This is a genomic window from Oenococcus oeni, from assembly GCF_020510245.1.
GTDB lineage: Bacteria > Bacillota > Bacilli > Lactobacillales > Lactobacillaceae > Oenococcus > Oenococcus oeni.
In genome coordinates this window covers 1,354,465-1,378,277 of the sequence record NZ_CP084701.1, presented here as the reverse complement: position 1 = coordinate 1,378,277, position 23,813 = coordinate 1,354,465, and the positions used below count along the sequence as shown (strand labels likewise).

At 39.5% G+C, this 23,813-nt stretch carries 23 protein-coding genes; 22 read left to right on the top strand and 1 reads right to left on the bottom strand.

Translation table 11 applies throughout. The features are described 5' to 3' along the window. Window positions 1-6 precede the first annotated feature (6 nt). The 8 genes from galE to pnuC all read left to right on the top strand — a co-directional run bounded on the left by galE (window position 7) and on the right by pnuC (window position 6,944). On the top strand, window positions 7-1,005 hold the full coding sequence (gene galE / locus J3U91_RS07255; protein WP_002820784.1) for a UDP-glucose 4-epimerase GalE: 999 nt from the start codon (window positions 7-9) through the stop codon (window positions 1,003-1,005). Further along, window positions 1,002-1,727, top strand: a complete 726-nt coding sequence (tsaB, locus tag J3U91_RS07250) for a tRNA (adenosine(37)-N6)-threonylcarbamoyltransferase complex dimerization subunit type 1 TsaB (protein WP_002820783.1) — start codon at window positions 1,002-1,004, stop codon at window positions 1,725-1,727. Before galE ends, tsaB begins: the two co-directional genes overlap by 4 nt. Then, window positions 1,711-2,226 carry a ribosomal protein S18-alanine N-acetyltransferase gene (gene rimI, locus J3U91_RS07245; RefSeq protein WP_002820782.1) on the top strand — a complete coding sequence of 172 codons (516 nt, stop codon included), beginning with the start codon at window positions 1,711-1,713 and terminating at the stop codon, window positions 2,224-2,226. The genes tsaB and rimI overlap by 17 nt, the downstream gene beginning before the upstream one ends. Beyond that, the gene (tsaD, locus tag J3U91_RS07240; RefSeq protein WP_002820781.1) at window positions 2,223-3,248 is read left to right on the top strand and encodes a tRNA (adenosine(37)-N6)-threonylcarbamoyltransferase complex transferase subunit TsaD; all 1,026 of its coding nucleotides are present in this window, start codon (window positions 2,223-2,225) and stop codon (window positions 3,246-3,248) included. The genes rimI and tsaD overlap by 4 nt, the downstream gene beginning before the upstream one ends. An 83-nt stretch (window positions 3,249-3,331) precedes the next feature. After that, the gene (locus J3U91_RS07235; protein WP_002820780.1) at window positions 3,332-3,997 is read left to right on the top strand and encodes a redox-sensing transcriptional repressor Rex; all 666 of its coding nucleotides are present in this window, start codon (window positions 3,332-3,334) and stop codon (window positions 3,995-3,997) included. Window positions 3,998-4,109: 112 nt separating this feature from the next. Next, the gene (locus tag J3U91_RS07230) at window positions 4,110-4,385 is read left to right on the top strand and encodes a GroES family chaperonin (RefSeq protein WP_002820779.1); all 276 of its coding nucleotides are present in this window, start codon (window positions 4,110-4,112) and stop codon (window positions 4,383-4,385) included. A 3-nt stretch (window positions 4,386-4,388) separates the two neighbouring features. Continuing rightward, window positions 4,389-6,023, top strand: a complete 1,635-nt coding sequence (gene groL / locus J3U91_RS07225; RefSeq protein WP_002820778.1) for a chaperonin GroEL — start codon at window positions 4,389-4,391, stop codon at window positions 6,021-6,023. Window positions 6,024-6,173: 150 nt separating this feature from the next. After that, window positions 6,174-6,944, top strand: a complete 771-nt coding sequence (gene pnuC / locus J3U91_RS07220) for a nicotinamide riboside transporter PnuC (protein WP_002821742.1) — start codon at window positions 6,174-6,176, stop codon at window positions 6,942-6,944. 84 nt (window positions 6,945-7,028) lie between these two features. Here the strand turns inward: pnuC and rpsD are convergent, their stop codons facing one another. Then, window positions 7,029-7,643, bottom strand: coding sequence for a 30S ribosomal protein S4 (gene rpsD / locus J3U91_RS07215; protein ID WP_026163821.1), 615 nt, complete (start codon window positions 7,641-7,643; stop codon window positions 7,029-7,031). 271 nt (window positions 7,644-7,914) lie between these two features. Between rpsD and ezrA the strand changes: the two genes are divergently transcribed. The 14 genes from ezrA to trhA all read left to right on the top strand — a co-directional run bounded on the left by ezrA (window position 7,915) and on the right by trhA (window position 23,809). Further along, window positions 7,915-9,618, top strand: a complete 1,704-nt coding sequence (gene ezrA, locus J3U91_RS07210) for a septation ring formation regulator EzrA (RefSeq protein WP_002820773.1) — start codon at window positions 7,915-7,917, stop codon at window positions 9,616-9,618. A 141-nt stretch (window positions 9,619-9,759) separates the two neighbouring features. Then, window positions 9,760-9,969 (top strand): hypothetical protein, encoded by a 210-nt coding sequence (locus J3U91_RS07205; RefSeq protein WP_002820771.1) that lies wholly within the window; start codon window positions 9,760-9,762, stop codon window positions 9,967-9,969. A gap of 1 nt (window position 9,970) precedes the next feature. Beyond that, window positions 9,971-12,679, top strand: a complete 2,709-nt coding sequence (locus J3U91_RS07200; RefSeq protein WP_002820770.1) for a valine--tRNA ligase — start codon at window positions 9,971-9,973, stop codon at window positions 12,677-12,679. Next, complete coding sequence (locus J3U91_RS07195) at window positions 12,672-13,886, top strand: bifunctional folylpolyglutamate synthase/dihydrofolate synthase (protein ID WP_002820351.1); 1,215 nt, start codon at window positions 12,672-12,674, stop codon at window positions 13,884-13,886. The genes J3U91_RS07200 and J3U91_RS07195 overlap by 8 nt, the downstream gene beginning before the upstream one ends. A gap of 45 nt (window positions 13,887-13,931) precedes the next feature. Beyond that, window positions 13,932-14,939: a rod shape-determining protein gene (gene mreB / locus J3U91_RS07190; RefSeq protein WP_002820349.1), complete on the top strand. Its 1,008-nt coding sequence runs from the start codon at window positions 13,932-13,934 to the stop codon at window positions 14,937-14,939. A gap of 12 nt (window positions 14,940-14,951) precedes the next feature. Then, a complete protein-coding gene (mreC, locus tag J3U91_RS07185; protein ID WP_002816816.1) occupies window positions 14,952-15,803 on the top strand; it encodes a rod shape-determining protein MreC in 852 nt (283 codons plus the stop codon). Then, window positions 15,796-16,341 (top strand): rod shape-determining protein MreD, encoded by a 546-nt coding sequence (gene mreD / locus J3U91_RS07180; protein WP_002820347.1) that lies wholly within the window; start codon window positions 15,796-15,798, stop codon window positions 16,339-16,341. Before mreC ends, mreD begins: the two co-directional genes overlap by 8 nt. A gap of 3 nt (window positions 16,342-16,344) precedes the next feature. Next, window positions 16,345-17,778: a cardiolipin synthase gene (gene cls / locus J3U91_RS07175; RefSeq protein ID WP_002820346.1), complete on the top strand. Its 1,434-nt coding sequence runs from the start codon at window positions 16,345-16,347 to the stop codon at window positions 17,776-17,778. A gap of 7 nt (window positions 17,779-17,785) precedes the next feature. Beyond that, window positions 17,786-19,039 carry a M16 family metallopeptidase gene (locus J3U91_RS07170; RefSeq protein WP_002820345.1) on the top strand — a complete coding sequence of 418 codons (1,254 nt, stop codon included), beginning with the start codon at window positions 17,786-17,788 and terminating at the stop codon, window positions 19,037-19,039. Beyond that, a complete protein-coding gene (yfmH, locus tag J3U91_RS07165) occupies window positions 19,029-20,306 on the top strand; it encodes an EF-P 5-aminopentanol modification-associated protein YfmH (RefSeq protein ID WP_002820344.1) in 1,278 nt (425 codons plus the stop codon). The genes J3U91_RS07170 and yfmH overlap by 11 nt, the downstream gene beginning before the upstream one ends. A 20-nt stretch (window positions 20,307-20,326) precedes the next feature. Continuing rightward, complete coding sequence (locus tag J3U91_RS07160) at window positions 20,327-21,301, top strand: helix-turn-helix domain-containing protein (RefSeq protein ID WP_004164906.1); 975 nt, start codon at window positions 20,327-20,329, stop codon at window positions 21,299-21,301. Then, complete coding sequence (pgsA, locus tag J3U91_RS07155) at window positions 21,298-21,858, top strand: CDP-diacylglycerol--glycerol-3-phosphate 3-phosphatidyltransferase (protein WP_002820342.1); 561 nt, start codon at window positions 21,298-21,300, stop codon at window positions 21,856-21,858. Before J3U91_RS07160 ends, pgsA begins: the two co-directional genes overlap by 4 nt. A 116-nt stretch (window positions 21,859-21,974) precedes the next feature. Then, window positions 21,975-23,105, top strand: coding sequence for a recombinase RecA (recA, locus tag J3U91_RS07150; protein WP_002820341.1), 1,131 nt, complete (start codon window positions 21,975-21,977; stop codon window positions 23,103-23,105). 50 nt (window positions 23,106-23,155) lie between these two features. Beyond that, entirely contained in the window at window positions 23,156-23,809 is a 654-nt protein-coding gene (trhA, locus tag J3U91_RS07145) for a PAQR family membrane homeostasis protein TrhA (RefSeq protein ID WP_002820340.1), read from the top strand. Window positions 23,810-23,813 lie beyond the last annotated feature (4 nt).

Below are 23,813 nucleotides of genomic sequence, written 5' to 3'. Positions count from 1 at the left end.
TTGAAAATGAATGTATTAGTTACAGGCGGCGCCGGATATATTGGTTCTCATACTGTCGATCGTTTGCTTGCTCACGGCGATCGGGTGTCAGTTGTGGATAATCTTTGGACCGGTCATCGCCAAGCGGTTCCGGATCAGGCTAAATTTTATGAAGCCGACGTCCGCGATAAAACAGCTCTTAAAAAAATTTTCGATGAGAACGATTTTGATGCAGTCGTTCATTTTGCCGCTTTAACTCAAGTCGGCGAGTCGATGAAAAAACCACTTTTTTATTTTGACAATAATACTTTCGGTGTGATTTCTTTGCTTGAAGCAATGCGTGATCACAATGTTAAAAAGATCGTTTTCTCTTCATCCGCTGCGACATATGGAGTTCCAAAACATAACCCGATTACCGAAGATGAAATACAAAAGCCAATTAATCCTTATGGATTGACAAAGCTACAGATGGAACAAATTATGGCTTGGTCCGATCAAGCTTATGGAATTAAAGGGGTTGCCCTTCGATATTTCAATGTTGCCGGAGCCAAGGCCGATGGTTCAATTGGCGAAGATCACAATCCGGAAACGCATATGATTCCAAATATTTTAATGGTCGCCCAGGGCAAGAAAGATAAAATGGTTATTTTTGGGGATGACTACAATACTCCTGATGGTACAAACGTTCGTGATTACGTACATGTTGTTGATTTGGCAGATGCTCATGTTCTGGCTTTGGAATATTTGCAACGAGAAAATAAATCCAATCGTTTCAATTTGGGAACAGAAATGGGCATGTCAAATAAACAATTAATCAGTGCCGCCAAAAAGGTGACTGGAATTGATTTTAAAGTTGAGATTGGCCCCCGCCGCGCCGGTGATCCGGACGCTTTGGTTGCTAGCCCGAAAAAAGCCAAGGAAGTACTTGGCTGGGATCCTAAATTAAGTAACGTTGAGGATGAAATTAAATCTGCCTGGAATTGGATGACTAAACATCCAAATGGCTATGATGATAAAGAACAATGAAAATTTTAGCTTTTGATACAAGCGGATCGACGCTGAATGTCGGTATTTTCGATTCGACAACCGGCCTTTTTTTTGCTCATAATCATGAGCATGATCTGGCCAGAACACATTCGATGAAGATTTTACCGGCTATTTCCGAACTCATGAGAAAAGCAGCTTGGGATTACAAAGATTTGGATAGAATAGTGGTAACAGCCGGGCCTGGTTCTTTTACTGGATTAAGGATCGGCGCAACGGTTGCCAAAATTTTGGCCAGTCAGCTTTCCTGCGATTTGGTGGCGGTTTCAACCCTTTTTGCAATTAGTGATTCAATAAAGCTTACTGCCGGTCAATTGAAAGTACCGCTGATTAATGCTCGCAACCATAACGTTTTTGCCGCAGCTTATGATCAGCAGGGAAAAGTTGTAGTTTCTGAAAAACACTGGGTTTTTTCCAAGCTGCTAAAACAACTGCCAAAGAATAGCTGCTTTGTTTTTGAAGAAGGAAGCGGCGACGAGTTCAAAAATGAAATCAAGGATAATGCTTTTAAATTTGTCGAGCAGAAATCCAATCGTTTAATCGATCCAAAAGTTCTGGCAAAGTCGGCTTTGTTTTTACCGGTCATTGATCCTGATCACTTTGTTCCCAATTACCTGCGAAAAACAGCTGCCGAAATGAATTGGGAAGCGAAACATCCGGAAGCGAAGGATGGGGAATATAGCAAATATGTTTCTGAAGTCTAAAAAAATCGAGGGTTTTAGCGAACGACGGATCGAGATTGCCAACACACAAATTTTGATTCGCCAGGTCGATTTGGAAGATACGAAAAAATTAGTCGCGATTGAAGAGGCTGTTTATACCGGCTCCGCCCCTTGGAATCAATTTGCTTTTGTTTCGGAAATCAATCAAGGCCGCGGCAATTTGTATTTGTCGGCCAATGTTGGTGGACAGGCGATTGCTTTCATTGGTATCTCTTATCGCAAACGGCAACATGATTTGCACATTACGAATATTGCCGTGCTGCCGATTTGGCAAAACAAAGGACTTGGCAGTTACTTGATTAAGTTTGCCGGGCAATTGGTTAAAGAAAACAATCTGGGAATTCTGTCTTTGGAAGTTCGCCGTTCAAATAGAAAAGCGCGTAAGCTTTATGAAACGCTCGGTTTTAAAGAGATACAGGAATTGCCCAGTTATTACGATGATGATCATGAGGATGCAATTGAGATGGAATGGTGCTTATGAATGAGAAAACAGATGATATAATATTAGCCTTTGAATCTTCAGCCGATGAAACGAGTGCGGCAGTTGTTAAAAACGGTAATACAATTCTCAGCAATGTTGTCGCCACTCAAATTGCCAGCCACCAAAGGTTTGGTGGAATCGTTCCCGAAGTTGCCAGCCGCCATCATCTAGAATGGATCAATCGCGTAACGGAAGAAGCTTTGACAAAAGCCGGTATTAATGATCCTGAACGGCAATTGTCCGCGGTGGCAGCAACTTACGGTCCTGGTTTAGTTGGATCTTTATTGGTTGGTCTGATGGCAGGGAAAACATTTGCTATGGTCCATCATTTACCTTTTATTGCCGTTAACCATTTAGCCGGGCACATCAGTGCAGCCAACTTTGTCAAAGCAACGGTTTATCCGGCATTGGCAATTATGGTTTCCGGAGGTCATACGGAATTACTTTGGATGGAAAAAGAGAATACTTTTCAAATCATCGGTACAACGCTTGATGATGCTGCCGGCGAAGCATTTGATAAAGTTGGTCGGATTCTTGGCCTTAAATATCCAGCTGGCAAAGAAATTCAAGAAATGGCTGGTCACGGTAAGGCTGTTATTAAATTTCCAATTGCACATACCGAAGACGATTTTGATTTTTCTTTTTCCGGTTTGAAATCATCTGTATTAAACTACGTTCACCATCACGAACAGGTCTCAGAAGAATTCAATAGGAACGATGTTGCTGCAAGTTTTCAAAAAGCAGTCGTTGAAGCAATTACCGAAAAGAGTAGATTGGCAATTGAAAAGTTTCAACCAAAGCAGCTATTGCTCGGTGGCGGCGTTGCTGCCAACTTGGCTTTACGAACTGCTTTTGAAAATTTATCGAAAGAATATAAAATTGAACTTACGGAAGCACCGATTAAATTATCCGGTGATAATGCAGCAATGATCGGTGCAGCTGCTTATCTTAATTACAAACAGAGATTATTTGCACCACTTGATTTGAATGTTGATCCATCTTTAAATTTTGCAAGAATGTGAGCATTTCACAATTTTTGTGATCTTTTTATCTAATTCGTTTACAATTAATATATCTTAGGTCAATGAAAGGATTTGAATATACTATGACTGCTGATACACAGATACCACGCGCAACCGCTCAACGTTTGCCGATTTATTATTATTATTTATCCTCGCTGCATGAAGCAGGCATAAAGCGGATCAATTCAACAGAAATTTCCGAGGCGATCAAATTTGACGCAGCCACGGTTCGTCGTGATTTTTCTTATTTTGGAGCTCTTGGAAAGCGTGGATTCGGTTATGATGTTTCGGCTTTGCTGGATTTCTTTAGCAAGGTTTTGTCTCAGGACAAGCTTAATAAAGTTGCCGTGGTCGGAACTGGTAATTTAGGCCAAGCTTTGATGAAATACAACTTTGTTCATTCAAGCAACATTCAGATTGTAATGGGATTTGATGTCGATCCAAAGAAAAAGGAACTGAAGATCGATAATGAAAAGGGTGAAACGATCCCGGTCTATTCGATTGGCGATTTAAAAAGCGAATTAAATAAAGAAAATGTTATGATTGCAATTCTGACGGTTCCCGGAAAATCCGCCCAGGAAGTTACCGACCAATTGGTTGATGCCGGTATTAAGGGCATTCTAAACTTCTCTCCGATTAGAATCACGGTTCCAAATAGTGTCAGGGTCCAGCATGTTGATTTAACGACCGGGATGCAGACTTTGATTTATTTCGTTGATAATTTTGAAAACATTAAAAGTGCCAAATAGGCATTATTCAATTTAATTTTAAAAAGGTCAGACTTTGTCAAAAAGTTTGACCTTTTTTGACCAATTGCGTTATAATTTTACGCGGAACAAATTAAAAGGAGGTTTTACATACATGATCAAACCATTAGGCGATCGAATTGTTCTTAGTATTGACCAACCTGAAGAAGAAAAGGTTGGCGGAATTTTAATTGCAAATAATGCCAAAGAAAAACCAGTGATGGGTTCTGTTGTGGCAATTTCGGAGACAAGTGTTGGAGATTCAAAAGCTCCCAAGTCTGTTAAAGTCGGCGATAAAGTTATGTTTGATAAATATGCCGGTTCTCAAGTTACGATCGACGGGGAAGATTACCTCATTGTTCACGAAAAAGATATTTTGGGGGTATTGTAATATATGGCTAAAGAAGTACGCTTTTCTGAAGATGCTCGCACTCGTATGCAAGCTGGAATCGATAAATTAGCGGATGCCGTTAAGACAACGATCGGTCCTAAGGGTCGCAATGTTGTTTTGGAGCAAAGCTATGGAACACCAACAATTACCAATGATGGTGTCACAATTGCGAAAGCTGTCGAGTTGGACGATCATTATGAAAACATGGGAGCCAAGCTTGTTACGGAAGCAGCTTCCAAAACTAATGATGTCGCTGGTGATGGAACAACTACAGCAACTGTTTTGACTCAAGCTATTGTTAATGAAGGCTTGAAAAATGTTACAGCTGGTGCTAACCCAGTTGGTATCCGTAGTGGAATTGAAAAAGCAACTGCAGCCGCAGTTGCTGGTTTAAACAAGAATTCCCACGAAGTTGAGGATTCATCTTCTATCCAACAGATTGCTTCTATTTCTGCTGCTAATGAAGAAATTGGTAAATTAATTGCCGATGCCATGGAAAAAGTTGGTCATGATGGTGTCATCACGATTGAAGAGTCCAAAGGTATCGAGACCGAATTGGATGTCGTTGAAGGTATGCAGTTTGATCGTGGATATATGAGCCAATACTTTGTTACCGATAATGACAAAATGGAAACAAATTTGGACAATCCATATCTTTTGATTACTGACCAAAAGATTGGCAACATCCAAGATATTCTGCCAGTTTTGCAAAGCGTTGTCGAACAGGGACGTTCTCTTTTGATTATCGCGGACGACATTACTGGAGAAGCTCTTCCTACTTTGGTATTGAATAAGTTGCGTGGAACCTTTAATGTTGCTGCTGTTAAGGCTCCTGGATTTGGTGATCGTCGCAAGGCTCAGTTACAGGACATTGCAATTTTGACCGGTGCAACGGTTGTTACTGAGGATCTTGGTTTACAACTTAAAGATGTAACTATTGACCAATTGGGACAAGCCAATCGTGTAACTATCACAAAAGACAAAACGACAATTGTCGAAGGCAAAGGCGACAAGACTGCTTTGGCTGATCGAATCAAGTCGATTCGTCAAGAAATCGATTCGACTACTTCGGACTTTGATCGCGAAAAGCTCCAGGAGCGTCTTGCTAAATTAGCTGGTGGCGTCGCTGTTGTTAGAGTTGGTGCTGCAACTGAGACCGAATTAAAAGAAAAGAAGTATCGGATTGAAGATGCTTTAAATGCCACTCGTGCTGCCGTTGAAGAAGGCTTTGTTGCAGGTGGGGGAACCGCATTTGTTAATATAATTCCTGAAGTTAAGAAAGTTGCTGATTCATTACAAGGCGATGTTGCTACCGGTGCAAGAATTGTTCTTCGTGCCCTAGAAGAGCCTTTACGCCAAATTGTTGAAAATGCCGGTTTGGAAGGCTCGGTTATTGCTCAACGTGCTAAGAGCGAAAAACCAGAAGTTGGTTTCAATGCTGCGACAGGTGAATGGGTTAACATGATTGATGCTGGAATCGTTGATCCAACCAAAGTTACTCGTTCTGCTTTGCAGAATGCCGCTTCTGTTTCAGCTATGATTTTGACTACCGAAGCAGTTGTTGCCGAGCTTCCTAAGAAAGACGCTCCAGCTGCTCCAGCTGCTCCTAATGCTGGCGGTATGCCGGGAATGATGTAAAATTCTCTATTTTTAATTAAGTTTTTTAATGATAGTAAAGTTAATTGAATAAATTTAAATTACTGTTTTAAATCCTGATTTCGATCAGGATTTTTTTGTTACTCTTAATAACGCGCGCTCGCGTATAGAACAAAAAATTGGAGGAATTATATGGAGCAACAACATACTTTTAAAGATTTATTTAAACCATCTTGGTACATTCACCAAATGTCTGGTTGGTCAACATCGTCATACATACTCTTGCTATTTGGCTATCTTTTTATTGCATGGCAAACATTTAGCGCACCCTTGAACGCAATTGCAATTTGGACTTTTGTAGCCGCTATTTTAGGCTTCACTACAACACTTGCAATTACGAATACACGTCCCTTAAATGGAGTTTTTGGGTTGATTTCCGCATTAATTTATATTGTGGTTGCAATCCACGCTAAAAACCCTTCTGATGCGATTCTTCAGGGAGTTTATATTGTTCTACTTGACATACCTGTTTTGATTTCACCAAATTGGGCGATTGATGTTGAAAAGAAAGTACGCAAGATTTCCGAAGTCGGAGCTCGTAATGAGAAACATGATTCGTCTTATTGGTACAAAATGTTTTCAGTGGTTTTCTTTGCAGCTTGGATTGTCTTATATTTCTTTGAGATTTATATTACCAAGACACCTCGCCCGATTATCGATTCGTTCACTGCGGCGATCGGAATAACTGGAGCACTTTTAACAACTTTGCGTTTTTCAGAGTCTTATTACTTTTGGATTATTCAGGGAGCGGCCCAAGTTGCATTGTGGGGAGTTACTGCTGTTCAAGGAGATGCCTCACTGGTCCTCTTCTTCACTTACATGCTTTATTTGGCCAATGATGCCGTTGCATTGCTGGACAAAAAAATAGCTTGGTTCCACCATACGGTTAAAACAAGCAATTGAAAAAACTAAGAAGCCGAAGGGCTTCTTTTTTTGTATATTTTTGTAAAAAAAAGAACCACCATCAGGTGATTCTTAATTAATAAATTAACCAAGACGGTTGTAATATTCAACGATTAGAGATTCGTTAATATCAGCACCAAGTTCTTCACGTTCTGGATAACGAGTTAACTTTCCTTCCAGCTTATCTGCATCGAACTCAACAAAGGGAGTGTTGTTCAATGAAGCCTCTACCGAGTTAAGGATTGGAACGATTTTCTTTGAACGTTCGCGAACAGAAATGATCTGTCCAGGCTTAACCTCATAAGAAGGAATCGTTACTCGTTTTCCATCGACAAGAATGTGTCCGTGATTTACTAGTTGACGAGCCTGTGGGCGGGTAGACGCTAGTCCAAGACGGAAAACAACTGAATCCAAACGTGTCTCAAGTAAAATAAAGAAGTTGGTACCGTGCAAACCCTTGCGGATTTTGCCGGCTTTTAAGAATAAATTATGGAATTGGCGTTCTGACAATCCATAAGTAAAACGAAGCTTTTGTTTCTCACGCAATTGCGTGGCATATTCTGATAATTTTGGACGACGTCCGGTATTTCCATGATCACCGGGAGCGTAAGGGCGTCTTGCTAATTCCTTGCCGCTTCCAGAAAGAGAAATACCGAGACGACGGCTTAAACGCCATTTTGGTCCGGTATAACGTGACATATATTCTCCATTCTGTTGTAAATGGGCCAAGCCAAGATTCGTGCAAATCGACTTCGGTCTAACAGCTTGCCTACTCAAAGATTTGCTTTGAAATCGATTTGTTGACGAGCTTCCTGCTTGACTGCTGTAAACAACCATTCCATAATACGCGCTCAATGGCTGAAAAGCAAGCATGAGGACTGGCTATGTTCGTATTAAAGCGAACTATATTTTAAGAAAAGCTGATGTTGCTTTTGACTTGCCTCCATAAGACATAAAATAGTAAGCAGCTATGATTTGGGTCTTATTAATAATTTCGATAATTTTACTGGTCAGTTACCTGGCCGCCGTACTTTTTCAGCGTTCCTATGCAAAACGAGCGAATGAAGTTGTAGAAGAAAAAGACAAGTTGGCACAGATTAACGTCAGACAAGCGCTTTTGGATGCCCGTAAATTAAGTTTAACCGGAAAATCCCTGCATGAGTATCAGCAGTTGGAAGCCGATTATAACGATATTGAGAATTCAAAGTTCCTGCATATTGACCAATTAGCCAATTCGGTCGTTTTTGATTCGCGTGGATTGAATGTTTTTAAAACGCGCGATGAATTCAACACTTTGAATTCGACTTTAAAAGAAACGAAAGCAAAAATTGCCAGTATTCAAGGCGGCTTGGAGAAATTGAACGAAGTCGATCAGGAACACCGCAAGGCGGTTGATGAACTTCGATTAAGATATGACAAGTTGCGGAAGAAAATTTTGGCCGAATCCTTTAAATATGGTCCGGCCTCCGAGCCGCTAGAGAATGTTCTCTCCGGTTTGGAAGATAATTTTGCCAAGTTTGTTAAATTAACCGAATCGGGTGACCATACGGCTGCGACTGATGTTTATGAACAACTTCGTGTCGAGACTAACGATTTGGAAAAGAAAATGATTGATATTCCTCCACTATATGATAAATTAGTCAATCGTTATCCAACGAACTTCAAGGAATTGCAAAACGGTGCCGATCAATTGACAAAACAAGGATTTGTTTTCGATGCCGATCCAAATGTTGTAATTGCCGACATGAAAAAGAGCCATAGCCAGATTTTAAATGCTTTGAAAAATTTGGACATGAAAAAGACAGCGGATGCCGAAAGAATTCTTGAAGTACAGATTAAAACTCTTTACGATACGATTGAAAACGAATATGGCGCCGAATACGATGTCAAGAAAAATGATCGTCGATTAACTAATCAATTAAAACACGTTCGTGCACAAAATCAAGAACTGACACTTGAAATTGATCGTCTGGCACATCGTTTTACGCTCTCGCATTCAGAGGTAGAAGACACTCGTGGTTGGGGAGAACAAATCAAATCCGTTTCCGAGCAAAACGAGGAGAGTAAAAAACGTTGGCACGAAAAGAAGGCTCCTTTTACTGCTATCCGCGAAATTCAAAATGGCTTATTTGAACAACTAGACCAGATTGCTAAGAATCAAAAAGATCTTTATATAACAATTAGTTCATATCCACAGGTTTTTGATGATCTGAAAAGAATTTCCCTTCAATACTCAGGCGAACTGTCAAACATTCGTCGAATTTTGGAACAGGTCGATATGCCAGGGCTTCCGGCAGATTATCGTTTACAGTTTATTTCGGTACAAGATGAAATTAAGGCTTTGAATAATATGGTTTCGGCTTCAAGAGTCAATCTTGATGATGCTCAGCGGCAGGCTCATGAGGTGACAACGGATCTTGCTGATCTTAAGTCCAGCTCTTCGGAGTTGTATGTTAATGCCAATTTGGCTGTCGAGTTGATTCATTATGCAAATCGTTTTTCCGATCGCCAAGAAATTATTTCGGCTTTGCAGCAGGCACGTTTGTACTATGAACGGGATCTTGATTACGGAAGAACGGTTGATTTGGTCGGCCGGGCTTTGGATCAGGTTGACCCAGGCAGTTATGAGCGATTAAAAGATGGTTATACTAATCGCAATCAGACACCTTTTTAGCTTGAAAGCAAATCGTTGGTTAGATATACTAATAGTCAACTTAGAGGAGTAGACGATAACGTTTATAGAGATCTGATGGTTGGTGAAAATCAGAACGCTTAAATCGAAGGTTGCTAAGATATAGAAAACGGAAGATATTAAGTGGCTTGGCAACAAGCAACTTGGGTGGTACCACGCAAAAGCGTCCCGAGATTTTCTCAGGGCGTTTTTATTTTGATTATGCGAGCAAGATTATTTTTAATTAAGAAAATTTTAGAATTAGCTTTTCATGACAAAATGCATCTGGCGGCTATTATTTTGTTAGTTGTTGCGTTGGCAACCTTTATATACACTCGTCGAAAGGACAAATAAAATGCGCGAAATCAATATGTCGACTAAATATAATCCAAGCGAGATTGAAAAGGGAATTTACGACCATTGGCAGCAAGAAGAATTATTCAATCCGGATGTTGACAAGAAGCTAAAACCTGCAAAATATGCCGATGGGCAGCCTGAGGCATATTCAATTGTTATTCCGCCACCAAATGTGACCGGAAAACTTCATTTGGGACATGCTTGGGACACAACCTTGCAGGATATGCTGATTCGACAAAAGAGAATGCAGGGTTACGACACTTTATGGCTACCAGGACTGGATCACGCCGGAATTGCTACTCAGGCGAAAGTCGAAGCTCGTTTGCGTGAAGATGGTATTTCTCGCTATGATTTAGGTCGGGAAAAATTTGTTGATAAAGTTTTGCAGTGGAAAGATGAATATGCCTCGATAATTAAAGAACAATGGGCCAAAATGGGTCTTTCTTTGGACTTTTCAAGGGAACGTTTTACTTTGGACAAAGGCCTGAATGAAGCTGTTAGAAAAGTCTTTGTTGATTTATATAAAAAAGGGCTGATTTATCGTGGAGAATATATTATCAACTGGGATCCTCAGGCTCGAACTGCTTTATCCGACATTGAGGTTATTCATAAAGATGATAAAGGGGCTTTCTATCACGTTAAATATCCCTTTGTCGATAAAAAATTCAAATTCAATGGCAAGAACTATATTGAAATAGCGACAACCCGTCCGGAAACGATGTTTGGAGATACCGCTGTTGCTGTCAACCCTTCTGATGAACGTTACAAGGAAATAGTTGGCAAAAAGATTGTCGTTCCTTTAGTTAACCGTGAAATTGAAATTATTGCCGATCAATACGTTGATAAAGATTTCGGGACTGGAATGGTTAAAATTACGCCGGCTCATGATCCAAACGATTTTCAGGTTGGTAATCGTCATAACTTACCCAGAATCAACACAATGAATGAAGATGCTTCGATGAATGAAAACGCCGGTAAATATCAGGGTATGGACCGTTTCCAAGCTCGCAAAGCGATTGTTGATGATCTTCAAGATGGCAATTATATGTTGAAAATCGAACCAATTGTCCATTCAGTTGGTCATTCCGAAAGAACCGATGTTCAAGTCGAAGCCCGTTTATCCACCCAGTGGTTTGTAAAAATGAAACCCTTGGCAGAGCAGGCCCTAAAAATGCAAAAACAACAAAATGACAAAGTTGATTTTTGGCCTGTTCGTTTTGAAGATACTTATCAGACTTGGATGAACAATATTCATGATTGGGTTATTTCAAGACAGCTCTGGTGGGGACATCGAATTCCAGCTTGGTATCGTGACACGAAAGAAGGCGAAAAAGAGACCTATGTTGGATTAACTGCTCCAAAAGGCGATGGTTGGACACAAGACCCGGACGTGTTGGATACTTGGTTTTCCAGTGCTCTATGGCCATTTTCAACACTTGGTTGGCCGGATACGAATAACTCCGATTACAAACGTTTTTATCCGACTTCGACAATGGTTACCGGTTATGACATTATTTTCTTTTGGATTAGCCGGATGATCTTCCAAGCCAAAGAATTTACCGGTACTCGACCCTTTAAAAACGTTTTGATTCATGGACTGATACGTGATTCAAAGGGCCGCAAAATGTCCAAGTCTTTGGGTAATGGAATCGATCCGATGGATGTAATTAACAAATACGGAACTGATGCCTTAAGGTGGTTCTTATCTACCGGTTCAACTCCGGGACAGGATTTGAACTTTTCCAATGACAAAATGGATTCAGCTTGGAATTTCATTAATAAAATTTGGAATGTTTCTCGCTATGTTTTGATGAATTTGGAAACTGATACAAAAATCGAGCTGCCCGATCGAAATCTTTTAGCTTTGGCCGATAAATGGATTTTATCGCGTTTGAATTCAACGATTGAGAATGTAACAAAAAATTTCGATAAATTCGAGTTTGGTGAAGCTGGCCGTCAACTTTACAACTTTATTTGGGATGATTTTGCCGATTGGTATATTGAAATGACCAAGGAAACTTTGAATGATGATTCAGCACTAAACAAAAGGCCGGTTCAACAGGTTTTAGCCTATGTATTGGATCAGACGTTACGTTTGCTGCACCCAATCATGCCTTTTGTTACTGAAGCTATTTGGCAACAATTGCCTCAACACCAAGATAATCAAAGCTTGGTAATTGCCGACTATCCAAAAATTGATAAAGCTCTGAATGATCCACAGGCGGAAAAATCCTTTACAATCCTACAGGATTTAATTGTTGCAATTCGGAATATTCGTACTGAAGCAAAAGCACCAATTTCAATTCCGGTTGACATTCTTATTCAAATCGATGACGAAAAATTGGAAGAAATTTTTCGGAGTAATATTGATTATATCAATCGTTTCGGACACCCTAAACAGTTGGAAATTTCCAAAAAAATTCAAGCGCCGTCGCTATCGATGTCACGGGTTATTTCGGGAGCGACTGTTTACATTCCCCTAGCGGAACTGATTAATTTGGATGAAGAAATAAACCGTCTTCAAAAAGAAGCAAAAAAGTTTACCGCAGAGGTCAAACGCTCATCGGGAAAATTATCGAATGATAAATTTGTTCATAGTGCACCAAAACAAGTTGTCGAAGCTGAAAGGAGTAAACTTAGCGACTGGCAAAAGAAGTTAAATGCCACCGAGTCCCGTATTAAAGAATTGAAAGAAAATCATGATTGAAAATGAAAATGAAGCAGTCGAATGGATTCATTCCTTGACGAAAGCAGGGAAGCGGGCTAAACACGATACGCAAGAAAGATTGTTGAATTTGCTGGAAAAAATCGGTCATCCGGAAAAGAAATTACCGGCAATTATTCATGTTACTGGGACCAATGGCAAAGGTTCCGTTTCTCGTTTTTCACAGGCAATTTTGACTGCCTCCGGATATCGCACCGGTTTATTTGTTTCTCCGTTTATTATTAAGTTCAATGAACGAATTGAGATCGATGGCAAGTATATTTCAGATGACGATTTGCTTAAATACACCAGGATTGTTTTTGAAAATTATACTGACCAGACTGAATTTGAAGTCATTACCGCGATTGCAATCCTTTATTTTTCCGAATCTCATTTGGATGCTCTAGTCGTCGAAGTTGGGATTGGCGGTCTTTGGGACTCCACGAACGTTCTTGATGCGACTGTTGCCGTTATTACCAGCGTTGGGCTTGATCACATGGATATTTTAGGCGACACACTTGCAAAAATCGCTTTTCAAAAAGTTGGGATCGTTAAGCCGAGTACCAAAGCTTTGGTTTATGGCCGGATCCCGAATGAAGCCAAAGATGTGATTGAAGCGCGTGCAAAAGAACTGAAGATTCCTTATGGACAAATCGATTCCAAACTTCCACTTTCGCGTGGCTATTATCAACGCTATAATGCTGCATTGGCTTGGGCGGCGGTTAAACTTTATCTGCATGAGACGGCAAAAGCCGATCATTTTTTGAAAATTATTGACAGCTGGCCACAGGATAAATTGATCAAATTTTTAAATTATGTTTCCTGGCCGGCACGGATGGAAAAAATTTCTAAAGACCCCTTGATAATTTTGGATGGAGCTCATAACATTCAAGGTATTGCGACACTTAATGATTCATTACTAAAAGAGTATGGCGATCGAGAACAATTGATTGTTTTTGGCCACTTGAAGAAGAAAAATATTTCGGTCGCTAGTTTTTCTGATTTGCCGTTGGCGACCGTTTTTCCGGTTAATTGGCAGGCTTATAAAGAAACAGCCGAGTCTAGCAGCTATAAAGAATGGCATTGGCAATTAGATGATCTGTTGCGCGAAATCGACCCAAAAAAACAAATGATCGTTGTTACCGGTTCGCTTTATTTTGTTAGCCAAGCACGCGCATATTTAAAAGCAAAATTAGCAAAAAGCAATTAAAAAGGTAAGAAAACAGCGTGTTATACTTATGAGGATAGGACACATATGGCATTAGGATTTGGACAAAAAAATGTCGGGATCGATCTCGGCACAAGCAATACTCTGGTCTTTTTAGAAGGATCCGGAGTTATTATTAACGAACCAAGCTTTGTTGCAAAAGATACAGCAACAAGCGAATTAATGGCTGTTGGCTCAGCAGCTCACAAAATGTTTGAAAAGAATCCACCAACTATTTCGGTCATCCGCCCATTACGAAAAGGCGTTATTTCCGATTTGGATGCGACGATCGGACTTTTGAATTATTTTTTAAACGTTGCCTACAATAATCATCCGGGAAAACCAGTTGCAATTATCGGTGTTCCTAGTGGTGTTACAGAGGTTGAACGCAGGGCTGTTAAAGATGCTGCTCAATCAGCCGGTGTTAAAGATGCTTATATTATTGACGAGCCGATCGCTGCTGCCGTTGGCGCAGGACTTCCGGTTTACGATGCCCCGGGAACAATGGTAGTTGATTTAGGTGGCGGAACGGTTGATATTGCTACGATCAGTTTGGGTAAAGCTAACGCAACCCGTTCGACCGTTTATGCCGGCGACGCAATGAACGATGCAATTAAAGATATGGTTTTGCAGCGTTATAATTTCCGAATTTCCGAAGGGGATGCTCAAATCCTTAAAGAAGAAATTGGTTCAGCAAATGTTAAGGCTTCAAAACAATTAGGTTCGGCGACTGTCAAAGGAATTGATTTAATTTCCGGCCTTCCGGCTCAACGCGATGTTACAGCAGAGGATGTCGCTTTAGCGATTGCCAGTCCCGTAAATCATATTCTGACGGAGATTCAGACAACTTTGGAAGAGTCTCTCCCAGAATTGGTTTCAGATATTATTGATCGCGGTATTACTCTAACTGGCGGTGGCGCTAATTTGCGTTTTTTGGATCGGGCAATTGCCGATACAGTTCACGTTCCAGTTTTTATTGCGCCAAATCCACAGGAAGCAGTTGTTAACGGACTGGGTGAGATGCTTCGCTCTTCCCAGTTACAATTTAAAGAATAAATTAGGTTAGTTTTGCGATTTAACGGAAAGAAAATTTTAATTACTATAATTTCAGTCGTTGTAGCTGTTAGCTTGATTATTGGGTCAAGTCTTTTTTATGGCAAGGCGAAAGAAATACCGGTTGTCCAGCGCTTTGTTTCAGATGTAGGGGCTTTTTTTGGTCGCGGTGTTTCGGCACCAACTAGTGCCTTAGGAAAATCGACCAATTCATTGACGCAACTGTTTAAAACATACAAAGAGAATCAGCGTCTTGTTAAGCGTGTGGATCAGATTGCTGCTGATCAAGTGAAAATTCAGACGTTAAAAAAAGAAAATAAGGAACTCAAGGCTAATTTAAAACTGAAAGATTCTTTAACCGACTACAGTACTTCCAGCGCGGTCGTTGTTAGTCGAACTCCCAGCAGTTGGAATGGACAATTGATTATTAACAAGGGTTCGAATGCCGGTGTAAAAAAGAATTCGCCGATTTTGGATTCCAAAGGTTTGATCGGTAAAGTAACCCAGGTTTCCGATACGAGCAGTAAAGTTACACTTATTTCGAATGTCGATTCTGATTCTGATCGTTTTCCTGTTCAGGTCACCAGTGGTGGAAAAGTTGTTAATGGGATTATCTCAGGATACGACTCTGATACGGATGAACTTGTTCTTGATGAATTAACTTCAAAATCTACAGTTAAAAAAGGGAGCCTTGTCCAAACTTCCGGACTTGGAGGAATTTTGCCAAAGGGACTTTACGTTGGTAAAGTTGTTAGTGTTCGTGACGATACTTACGGTATTGCCAAAGAAATTTACATAAAACCAGCCGCAAATCTATCGGATATTTCCAGTGTGCTTGTAGTAACCGGAGTTGGCGGTAATGAATAATAAAATTACTTCAAACAACCGTTATTTGCGCCCAAAAATTGTCTATCCGATTTTTTTAATTTTTCTAGTTTTTTTTGATGGCAGTTTAATGTCCGGATTTTCAAATTTTTTGTCTTTTTATGACTTTAGTATTCTTCCTAATTTAACTTTTGTTGGCATATTTTACGCAATTCATTTTCATTCCGATAAGCACTTCGCTTTTTGGTGGTGGTTAGTTGCCGTTGGCCTTATTTTTGATTTATATTACACACAGGCGATTGGAACCTATTTGGTTTCTTATCTGGTTAGCGCCTATGTGGTTTATCTAATCGATCAACGCATGCCTTACCGAATCTGGTCAACTTTTTGGACAATCGCGACCGGGCTTTTGGTTTTTTATTTTTTGGTTTTTATAGCTGGAATTTTAGTTAATGAAACCGATATTGCCTTTGCTAATTACATAATTTTCACCGTTTTACCAACAATTATTTTTAATGCTTTTATTGAAATTATTTTTTACCGGCCAGTCGAGTCGTTAACTTATATAATTAATAAATAGCTCATGAATTTGTTGATTGCTGTAATTTTAATAGTCCTGGTACTAAACGCGACCTTATCTTTTATTACGGTTTTTTGGAGTAAAAGGGATGTTAGCAGAATTTGGGCCTGGTTAGTCGTTTTGGTTTTTGTTCCCGTAATCGGTTTCGTTATTTATTGGTTTGCCGGTCGCCGAATTTCCGATAAAAAAATCTTTGATTTTACAAGTCAGGAAATCGTCGGTCGCGAGCAAATCAGAGATAACCAAAAATATTATGGTCATCATTTACATTTGAATCAAAAAGCGAGTATGCTTGTTGAACTATTTGAAAATAATTCCGGATCAATACTGACTTATGGCAATGATCTGGAAACTTTTTTTGATGGCCGGGCTTTTTTTGATGATTTATTTGCTGAAATAGACAAGGCCAAGGACCATATCCATTTAGCCTATTTTGCAATCAGCAATGATGTTATCGGGAATAAATTAGTTGATCTGTTGGCCAAGAAAGCCCGTCAGGGAGTTGGGGTTAGAGTTATTTATGATGCATACGGATCTCACGGAACTCATTTAGGAATGTATCATCGTTTACTGAAAGCCGGCGGGACCGTTTATCCTTTTTTAACCAGGCGCTTTCAATTATTAGCCCTGCGAATCAATTTTCGTTTTCACAGAAAAGTTGTTGTGATTGATGGAAAAGTTGGTTATATTGGAGGATTCAATATAGGTGATCAGTATCTTGGCAAGTCGAAAAGGTTTGGCAATTGGCGTGATTCCCAACTTAAAATTATTGGTGATTCGGTACTTTCTTTACAATCGCGTTTTTTTATCGATTGGAATGCAACCGCTAAGAAACAAGACAAATTGTCTTTTTTGGAAGATTATTTTCCGGCGACTCAAGTTAATGGAATTCATCCAATCCAAATTGTCTCTTCGGGGCCGGATTCTTTAACGGCGCAAATTAAACAGGGTTATTTGAAAATGATAACTTTGGCGACAAAATCAATTACCATCCAGACCCCTTATTTGATTCCCGACCAACCGATTTACGAAAGTCTTACGATAGCTTTAGCGGCCGGCGTCAAAGTTAACATTTTTATTCCGGATCGTCCCGATCATCCTTTTGTTTACCGGGCAACTCAGTACTATGCGCAGGAATTTATTGATTTCGGAGCAAACGTTTATCGTTATGATGGTGGTTTTTTGCACAGCAAGCTTTTAATTATTGATGATGAAATCGTCAGCATTGGCTCAGCCAATATGGATATTCGATCTTTTGAATTAAGTTTTGAAGCAAATGCTTTCATTTACAGCAGCTATTTCGCTAAAAAAATCGAGAAACAAATTTCGATTGACCTTTCCAAGTCAAAGCTTTTAAGCAAAAAAGATTTCGAAACACAGGGATTTTGGATGACAGTATTACAGAAATTTTCTCGTCTGCTATCACCGATACTTTAAGGAAAATATGGAAAAATTATCTAATGGAATAAATCTTGATCTAATTTGTACGGATCAGTTTGAGTCGGTTAAAATAGTCGTTGATTTTTGTCAATCCTTTGAAAAAGAATCTGCTGCGCCCAGAGCGATGCTGGCGAGGATACTTGAAAATAGTTCCCAGGCTTTTTCTAATCGTCAGTTAATTGCCCGACAGTTAAATAGACTTTATGGGGCTCATTTTTCTGTTTCAACTGTTCGCTTTGGGCAGATCTCTAAGATTCGTTTTAGTTTAAAATTGCCGAATCCGAATATTGCTGATGGTTATCCGCTGGTTGAAAAGGGACTAGCTTTTTTATTTGAACAAATTTACCGACCTTTAATTATTAATGATTTGTTTCCGGAAGTTTTTTTTCAAACCGAAAAAAAGAACTTTTTAGCAGAATATTTGGCAGCTTTCGACGATAAAAGCTACAAGCTTCATCGGCAGGCTTTGATGAAGTATTTTTCCGATCCAAATATGCAAGTATCGCCGGAAGGAGATGCCGATTCTATTAAAAAATTAAAAAATTTCTTAATCGTTGAGGCTTTTGAACAAATGCTGTTGACCAATCATGTGGCAATGTCTGTTTCCGGTCCGATTGAAAAGGAAAATATCAAAAAAATTATTGCAAGATGGCCGATTTTATCAACGGAATCGGCCGCTTTGAAGGACTTGAATTATAGGCAGGAAACGCATAATTTTACAAAGGTAAGGCTTTATGAAAGAGGAGATCAGTCCTTAATTGAAGATGTCTACAGTTTAATCGATTACAATTATTCTTCGGAACAACGTTTTCTGGCGATTTTATTTTCAAGGCTGCTTGGCGGTTCCAGCGAGTCATTGCTTTTTTCTGACATTCGCGAGAAAAGGCACTTGGTTTATTATGTTAATTCTTCGATTATCGGCCAAGATAGTCTGATGGTTATTCAGGCTGGACTTGACAAAAATAATCTAGTTGAAGTCGAAAAGGAGATAAGAGCACAAATTACCAATATTAAACATGGTAACTTTTCCGATAAATTATTTGCGTCAATTAAAAAAGAATTGACGACAGGCATTATATCGAGTGAGGATTATCAGGGGAGCGCAGTTGAAAACCATTTGAACAGTTTTTTGAGCGGATATAAAGTAGATCCGAATGACGCTATTAGGATAATTAATTCAGTTACAAAGGATCAGGTATCCGACTTTTCTCGACATTCTATTGAACAAACCGAGGCCTTATTAATAAATGAAAACTGAAAATTTCCGATCATACAATCAACGGGTTTATTCAGAGACCTTAAACGACGGTCTTAAAATAACTTTAATTCCAAAAAAAGATTTCCATTCCGTTTTTGCAGCTCTTTTTGTTAATGCCGGAGCAACCGATCAACAAATTGTTGATGAAAAGGGTGAAACGATTATTTTTCCTTCCGGGACAGCACATTTCGCGGAACACAAAATGTTTGAAAAGAAAAATGGCGATGTTAGTGAAATATTCAGTGCATATGGGGCCTTTTCCAACGCCTACACTAGTCAGTCCCAGACCGTTTATTATTTTCAGGGAACCGAAAATATTGATCAATCGATCAAACTTTTGTTGCAATTTGTTCAGGAACCTTATTACACCGAGGCTTCGGTTGCTAAGGAACAGGGAATTATCGGACAGGAAATATCAATGTATCAAGATATGCCGGACTGGGTTTCATCTTTTGGACTAATGAAAAATCTTTATCGGAAACAACCTCTTGGAGAGGATATTGCCGGCAATATTGACAGCATCGAAACAATAAACGCTGATTTACTCTATAAATTTCATCGATACTTCTATCAGCCAAGCAACTTGCAATTGAAAATTGCCGGCAATATTGATCCCACCGGTCTTTTAGCTTTGTTGAAACAGACACAGGCTCGGTTAACGCGTCCCAGGATTAATTTTTCGCGAGTCAATCGTTTCAACGCTAAAATTCCGGTTAAAAAAAGCGCCGAACAGAATATGCCGGTTGCTCTTCCTTTGTTAGCAGCAGGTATCAAAGGCAGTGGGAACCTGCCTGACATAGATACGGCGATTGATCTGTCTTTTTCAAGCGATTTGATTTTAGACATTTATTTTTCGGATTCCTCCGATTGGTATTTAAGGAATTATAATCAAGGATTTTTGAATGACGATTTCTCGGCACAAGCCGATGTTGGCCGAAATTATAATTTCATCACTTTTACTGGCCATTCCGAAAATAAAGAATTGTTCAAGGAGATATATTCTCAATTGAAAAATATCTCTTATAGTCAAGAACTGGAAAAAGAATTCCAATGGCAAAAGAAAGCTTCCTTGGGGGAACTTTCGATGTCTTTAGATCAGCTGGAAAATAATGTTTTTACAATTGCTGATGTTTTTAATACGGACGTAAATATTTTTCGAGTAATTGAAAAGTTGCGGGAGTTAACTTATCGCAAAGCGGTTAATTTATTTGAAAGCTATTACAATCTTGATTCATTTAGTAGTTTTTGCGTAAATCCTGTTGAATAAGATTGTTATAATTTTTATGAATGGATACTGATTACCGAGCAATTGGAAAGCATCTGCAGGACGCACGTGAGCATCATGGATTAACTTTAGAAGACATTTCTTCTTCAACCAAGATCCAAGTGCGCTATTTGCAGGCAATTGAAACTGGCCAAGTTGATAAACTCCCTGGTCCTTTTTATGTGAAAGCCTTTATTCGCCAATACGCCAATACGGTTGGGTTGGATCCAAACACTATCTTGGATACCTCGGAGGACAGGGACAAAGATCTGGATTCTGATTTTGAATCCGACCAGGAAAATTCAAATAATCCGGATTCGCTTTTTTTCAATGAAGAAGATTCGAAAGGTACTTGGAATGATCGTCAGACGGATAAAGACAAGACCGGCAACGAAAAGATTTCCAAGAATTCTATTCGCGTTGGTTCCGATCGAATTCCCAGAGCGGGAATGAATTTATCGCTTTCAATGCCGCGGCGTTTGATGAAGAAGATTCCTTTGCTTATTGTTGCCCTGCTTTTTATTTTGGCTTTTGGGGCTTGGATTGTTATTGGCAAGGTTCATCCCAATTCGACAACGTCAACAAAAATCGATTCCAGTTCGGCGCAAATGCAGAGTTCAAAGCAAAAATCGAGCAGTTCGAGCAGTTCATCGTCATCCAGCAGTTCCAATGTAGAAGCTTTGTCTAAACCACAATTCAGCAGTAATACGGCAACGATGACTTTTTATGACGACAAGGCTCACACAATTCAGGTACAGGCCAGCAGCGCTTCATGGACGATTTTTACAGTTGACAGCGTTACCCAATTCGAAACGACGATTCCTGCCGGTAGTTATAAAGAGGTCACTTTAAGTAAAGGCCAAAAGGAAGCCACGATTCATGTCGGCAACCCCTACAATACAGAAATCTTATTTGATGGCAAAAATACGAACTTTATGTCCGGATCTTCGGTTCAAATCACGAATATAATCATTAAAAGGGAGAAGGTTTCACAATGAATTTACCTAATAAGTTAACTACTTTTCGGATCTTTTTGATTCCGATTTTTATTTTGATTTTGAGTCTGCCGCTTAAGTGGTCTTCGACTTTCGGACATTCAACTGGATGGATTGTTGCCGCGATTATTTTCGCGATTGCTTCAATCACTGACTTGCTCGACGGACGAATTGCCCGCAGTCGCCATCTTGTTACTAATTTTGGTAAGTTCGCCGATCCTTTGGCAGATAAGCTGCTTGTTATGACAGCACTGATATTTCTAACTCGTTATGGCGTTGTTGCAGCTTGGATTACTTCAATCATCGTGATACGCGAATTGGCGATTACTGGTCTTCGAACTTTGATTGTTGAAAACAGTGGAACAGTTTTTGCAGCTCAGATGCCTGGTAAGATCAAGACTTTTACTCAAATGTTTGCAATTATTTTTTTGTACTGCAGCAATTTTGGAATTAGTTTTCCGATTGGACAGATTCTGATTTATTTGGCCGTTATTTTCACGATATATTCTGGAATCGATTATTTCGTTAAAAATCGTTCTGTTTTTTCCGATGGTATGTAATTTTCAAAAATACTAGAAAAAAACGTATTAATATTTCGAAGGTTAAGTTATTTTAAAGTACGAACAAATGTTCGTATATGCTTACTTTTCGTAGCATAATAAACAAGTGAGGTTTTATGGCTAGTGGAAGAAAAGCTGCACTCGATGCAGCATTAAAGAAAATTGAAAAAGATTTTGGTAAGGGATCGATTATGCGTTTGGGTGAAAATGTTCATACACAGATCGATGTTATTTCAACAGGTTCTTTAAAACTCGATATTGCTTTAGGGGTTGGTGGCTATCCGAAAGGAAGAATCATTGAAGTGTTCGGACCGGAATCTTCAGGTAAAACAACTGTTGCTTTGCATGCGGTTGCTGAAGTCCAAAAACAGGGCGGCACGGCGGCTTATATCGATGCCGAAAACTCTTTGGATGCGAAATACGCGCAAGCTCTTGGCGTAAATGTTGACGATTTGCTGCTTAGCCAACCGGATACCGGAGAACAGGGCTTGGAAATCGCTGATGATTTGGTTAATTCCGGGGCAATCGATCTATTGGTTATCGATTCGGTCGCGGCTTTGGTCCCACGCGCTGAAATCGAAGGAGAAATGGGCGATTCTCATGTTGGTTTACAGGCTCGTTTAATGAGCCAGGCACTTCGGAAACTTGCCGGTACACTGAATAGAACCGGTACAATTGCAATTTTTATTAACCAGATTCGTGAAAAAATAGGAATTATGTTTGGAAATCCAGAGACAACTCCGGGTGGCCGTGCTTTGAAATTTTACTCGACTGTTAGACTTGAAGTGCGTCGATCTGCTCAAATTAAAGATGGCACGAATATTGTTGGAAATAATACCAAAATTAAAGTTGTTAAAAACAAAGTTGCTCCTCCGTTTAAAGTTGCCGAAGTTGACATTATGTACGGAAAAGGTATTAGCCAAACCGGAGAATTAATTGATCTTGCGGTTGATAAAGACATTATCAATAAGTCTGGTGCTTGGTATGCCTACCAAGGAGAGAAAATTGGTCAAGGCCGTGTTAACGCTATTTCTTGGCTAGACAGTCCGGAACACAAAAAGGAACATGACGAAATTTTCACTTCTGTCCGCGATCAATATGGAATTGGTGAAAAGAAGGATTCAGATGAAGATCCTGGAGACAATAAAAAGAGTAAAGACTCTGCCTCGGACCCTTTCGATGATCCTAACTACAATCCTAAGTCGAGTGATCCCGGCGATGATTTATCCGACGATGATATTTATTAATTATTTTAAATCCGCGCGAGTCGGATTTTTTATTAGGGTAAACTTGAACGATGGACAGTAAAAAGCATAGTGTAAAAACCTTTGGTATCGTTGAAGAAATTTTTAATTCGATTACTCATGGTCTCGGCTTTGCTGCCGCAATCATTGGAATTATTTTTCTTTTTATTCGAGCTGCAGACACAGGCTATACTTCGGCGATCGACCTAACGGCCTTGATTATTTATTCAGTTTGTCTGATTATCTTTCTTTTAAATTCCACTCTTTTTCATGCTTTGATCTTTACCCGTTGTGCTTGGATCTTCCAACATTTTGACCATTTAGGGATTTTCTTAATAATTTTGGCAACCTATACCCCTTTTTGTTGGATTTTCATTAAAAACCCGATTGCTTTGTGGATATGGGTTGCCAACCTTATCTTGGCGATCGGAGGAATTGTTTACGATTTCATGTTTATCGGCAGGTATCGCTGGATTTCGGTTTTGATCTATTTGGCAATGGGTTGGTTAATTGTTTTTCTATTTCCGATTGTTAAAGACAGTATTCCGACTAGTTCACTTTGGATGCTGTTTTGGGGCGGAATTTCTTATTCGGCGGGAACTTTTTTTTATTTGAATACAAGAATTTGGTGGAACCATGTCTGGTGGCATTTGTTTGTTCTTCTCGGGACGGCTTTAATGTATTCTTCAATCTATCTGACAATGTAATTTG

What these genes read in the sequence shown, in the direction of transcription:
- galE (WP_002820784.1), top strand. Translation starts at nt 7, where the DNA reads ATGAATGTATTAGTTACAGGCGGCGCCGGATATATTGGTTCTCATACT.
- tsaB (WP_002820783.1), top strand. Translation starts at nt 1,002, where the DNA reads ATGAAAATTTTAGCTTTTGATACAAGCGGATCGACGCTGAATGTCGGT.
- rimI (WP_002820782.1), top strand. Translation starts at nt 1,711, where the DNA reads ATGTTTCTGAAGTCTAAAAAAATCGAGGGTTTTAGCGAACGACGGATC.
- tsaD (WP_002820781.1), top strand. Translation starts at nt 2,223, where the DNA reads ATGAATGAGAAAACAGATGATATAATATTAGCCTTTGAATCTTCAGCC.
- J3U91_RS07235 (WP_002820780.1), top strand. Translation starts at nt 3,332, where the DNA reads ATGACTGCTGATACACAGATACCACGCGCAACCGCTCAACGTTTGCCG.
- J3U91_RS07230 (WP_002820779.1), top strand. Translation starts at nt 4,110, where the DNA reads ATGATCAAACCATTAGGCGATCGAATTGTTCTTAGTATTGACCAACCT.
- groL (WP_002820778.1), top strand. Translation starts at nt 4,389, where the DNA reads ATGGCTAAAGAAGTACGCTTTTCTGAAGATGCTCGCACTCGTATGCAA.
- pnuC (WP_002821742.1), top strand. Translation starts at nt 6,174, where the DNA reads ATGGAGCAACAACATACTTTTAAAGATTTATTTAAACCATCTTGGTAC.
- rpsD (WP_026163821.1), bottom strand. Translation starts at nt 7,643, where the DNA reads ATGTCACGTTATACCGGACCAAAATGGCGTTTAAGCCGTCGTCTCGGT.
- ezrA (WP_002820773.1), top strand. Translation starts at nt 7,915, where the DNA reads ATGATTTGGGTCTTATTAATAATTTCGATAATTTTACTGGTCAGTTAC.
- J3U91_RS07200 (WP_002820770.1), top strand. Translation starts at nt 9,971, where the DNA reads ATGCGCGAAATCAATATGTCGACTAAATATAATCCAAGCGAGATTGAA.
- J3U91_RS07195 (WP_002820351.1), top strand. Translation starts at nt 12,672, where the DNA reads ATGATTGAAAATGAAAATGAAGCAGTCGAATGGATTCATTCCTTGACG.
- mreB (WP_002820349.1), top strand. Translation starts at nt 13,932, where the DNA reads ATGGCATTAGGATTTGGACAAAAAAATGTCGGGATCGATCTCGGCACA.
- mreD (WP_002820347.1), top strand. Translation starts at nt 15,796, where the DNA reads ATGAATAATAAAATTACTTCAAACAACCGTTATTTGCGCCCAAAAATT.
- cls (WP_002820346.1), top strand. Translation starts at nt 16,345, where the DNA reads ATGAATTTGTTGATTGCTGTAATTTTAATAGTCCTGGTACTAAACGCG.
- J3U91_RS07170 (WP_002820345.1), top strand. Translation starts at nt 17,786, where the DNA reads ATGGAAAAATTATCTAATGGAATAAATCTTGATCTAATTTGTACGGAT.
- yfmH (WP_002820344.1), top strand. Translation starts at nt 19,029, where the DNA reads ATGAAAACTGAAAATTTCCGATCATACAATCAACGGGTTTATTCAGAG.
- J3U91_RS07160 (WP_004164906.1), top strand. Translation starts at nt 20,327, where the DNA reads ATGGATACTGATTACCGAGCAATTGGAAAGCATCTGCAGGACGCACGT.
- pgsA (WP_002820342.1), top strand. Translation starts at nt 21,298, where the DNA reads ATGAATTTACCTAATAAGTTAACTACTTTTCGGATCTTTTTGATTCCG.
- recA (WP_002820341.1), top strand. Translation starts at nt 21,975, where the DNA reads ATGGCTAGTGGAAGAAAAGCTGCACTCGATGCAGCATTAAAGAAAATT.
- trhA (WP_002820340.1), top strand. Translation starts at nt 23,156, where the DNA reads ATGGACAGTAAAAAGCATAGTGTAAAAACCTTTGGTATCGTTGAAGAA.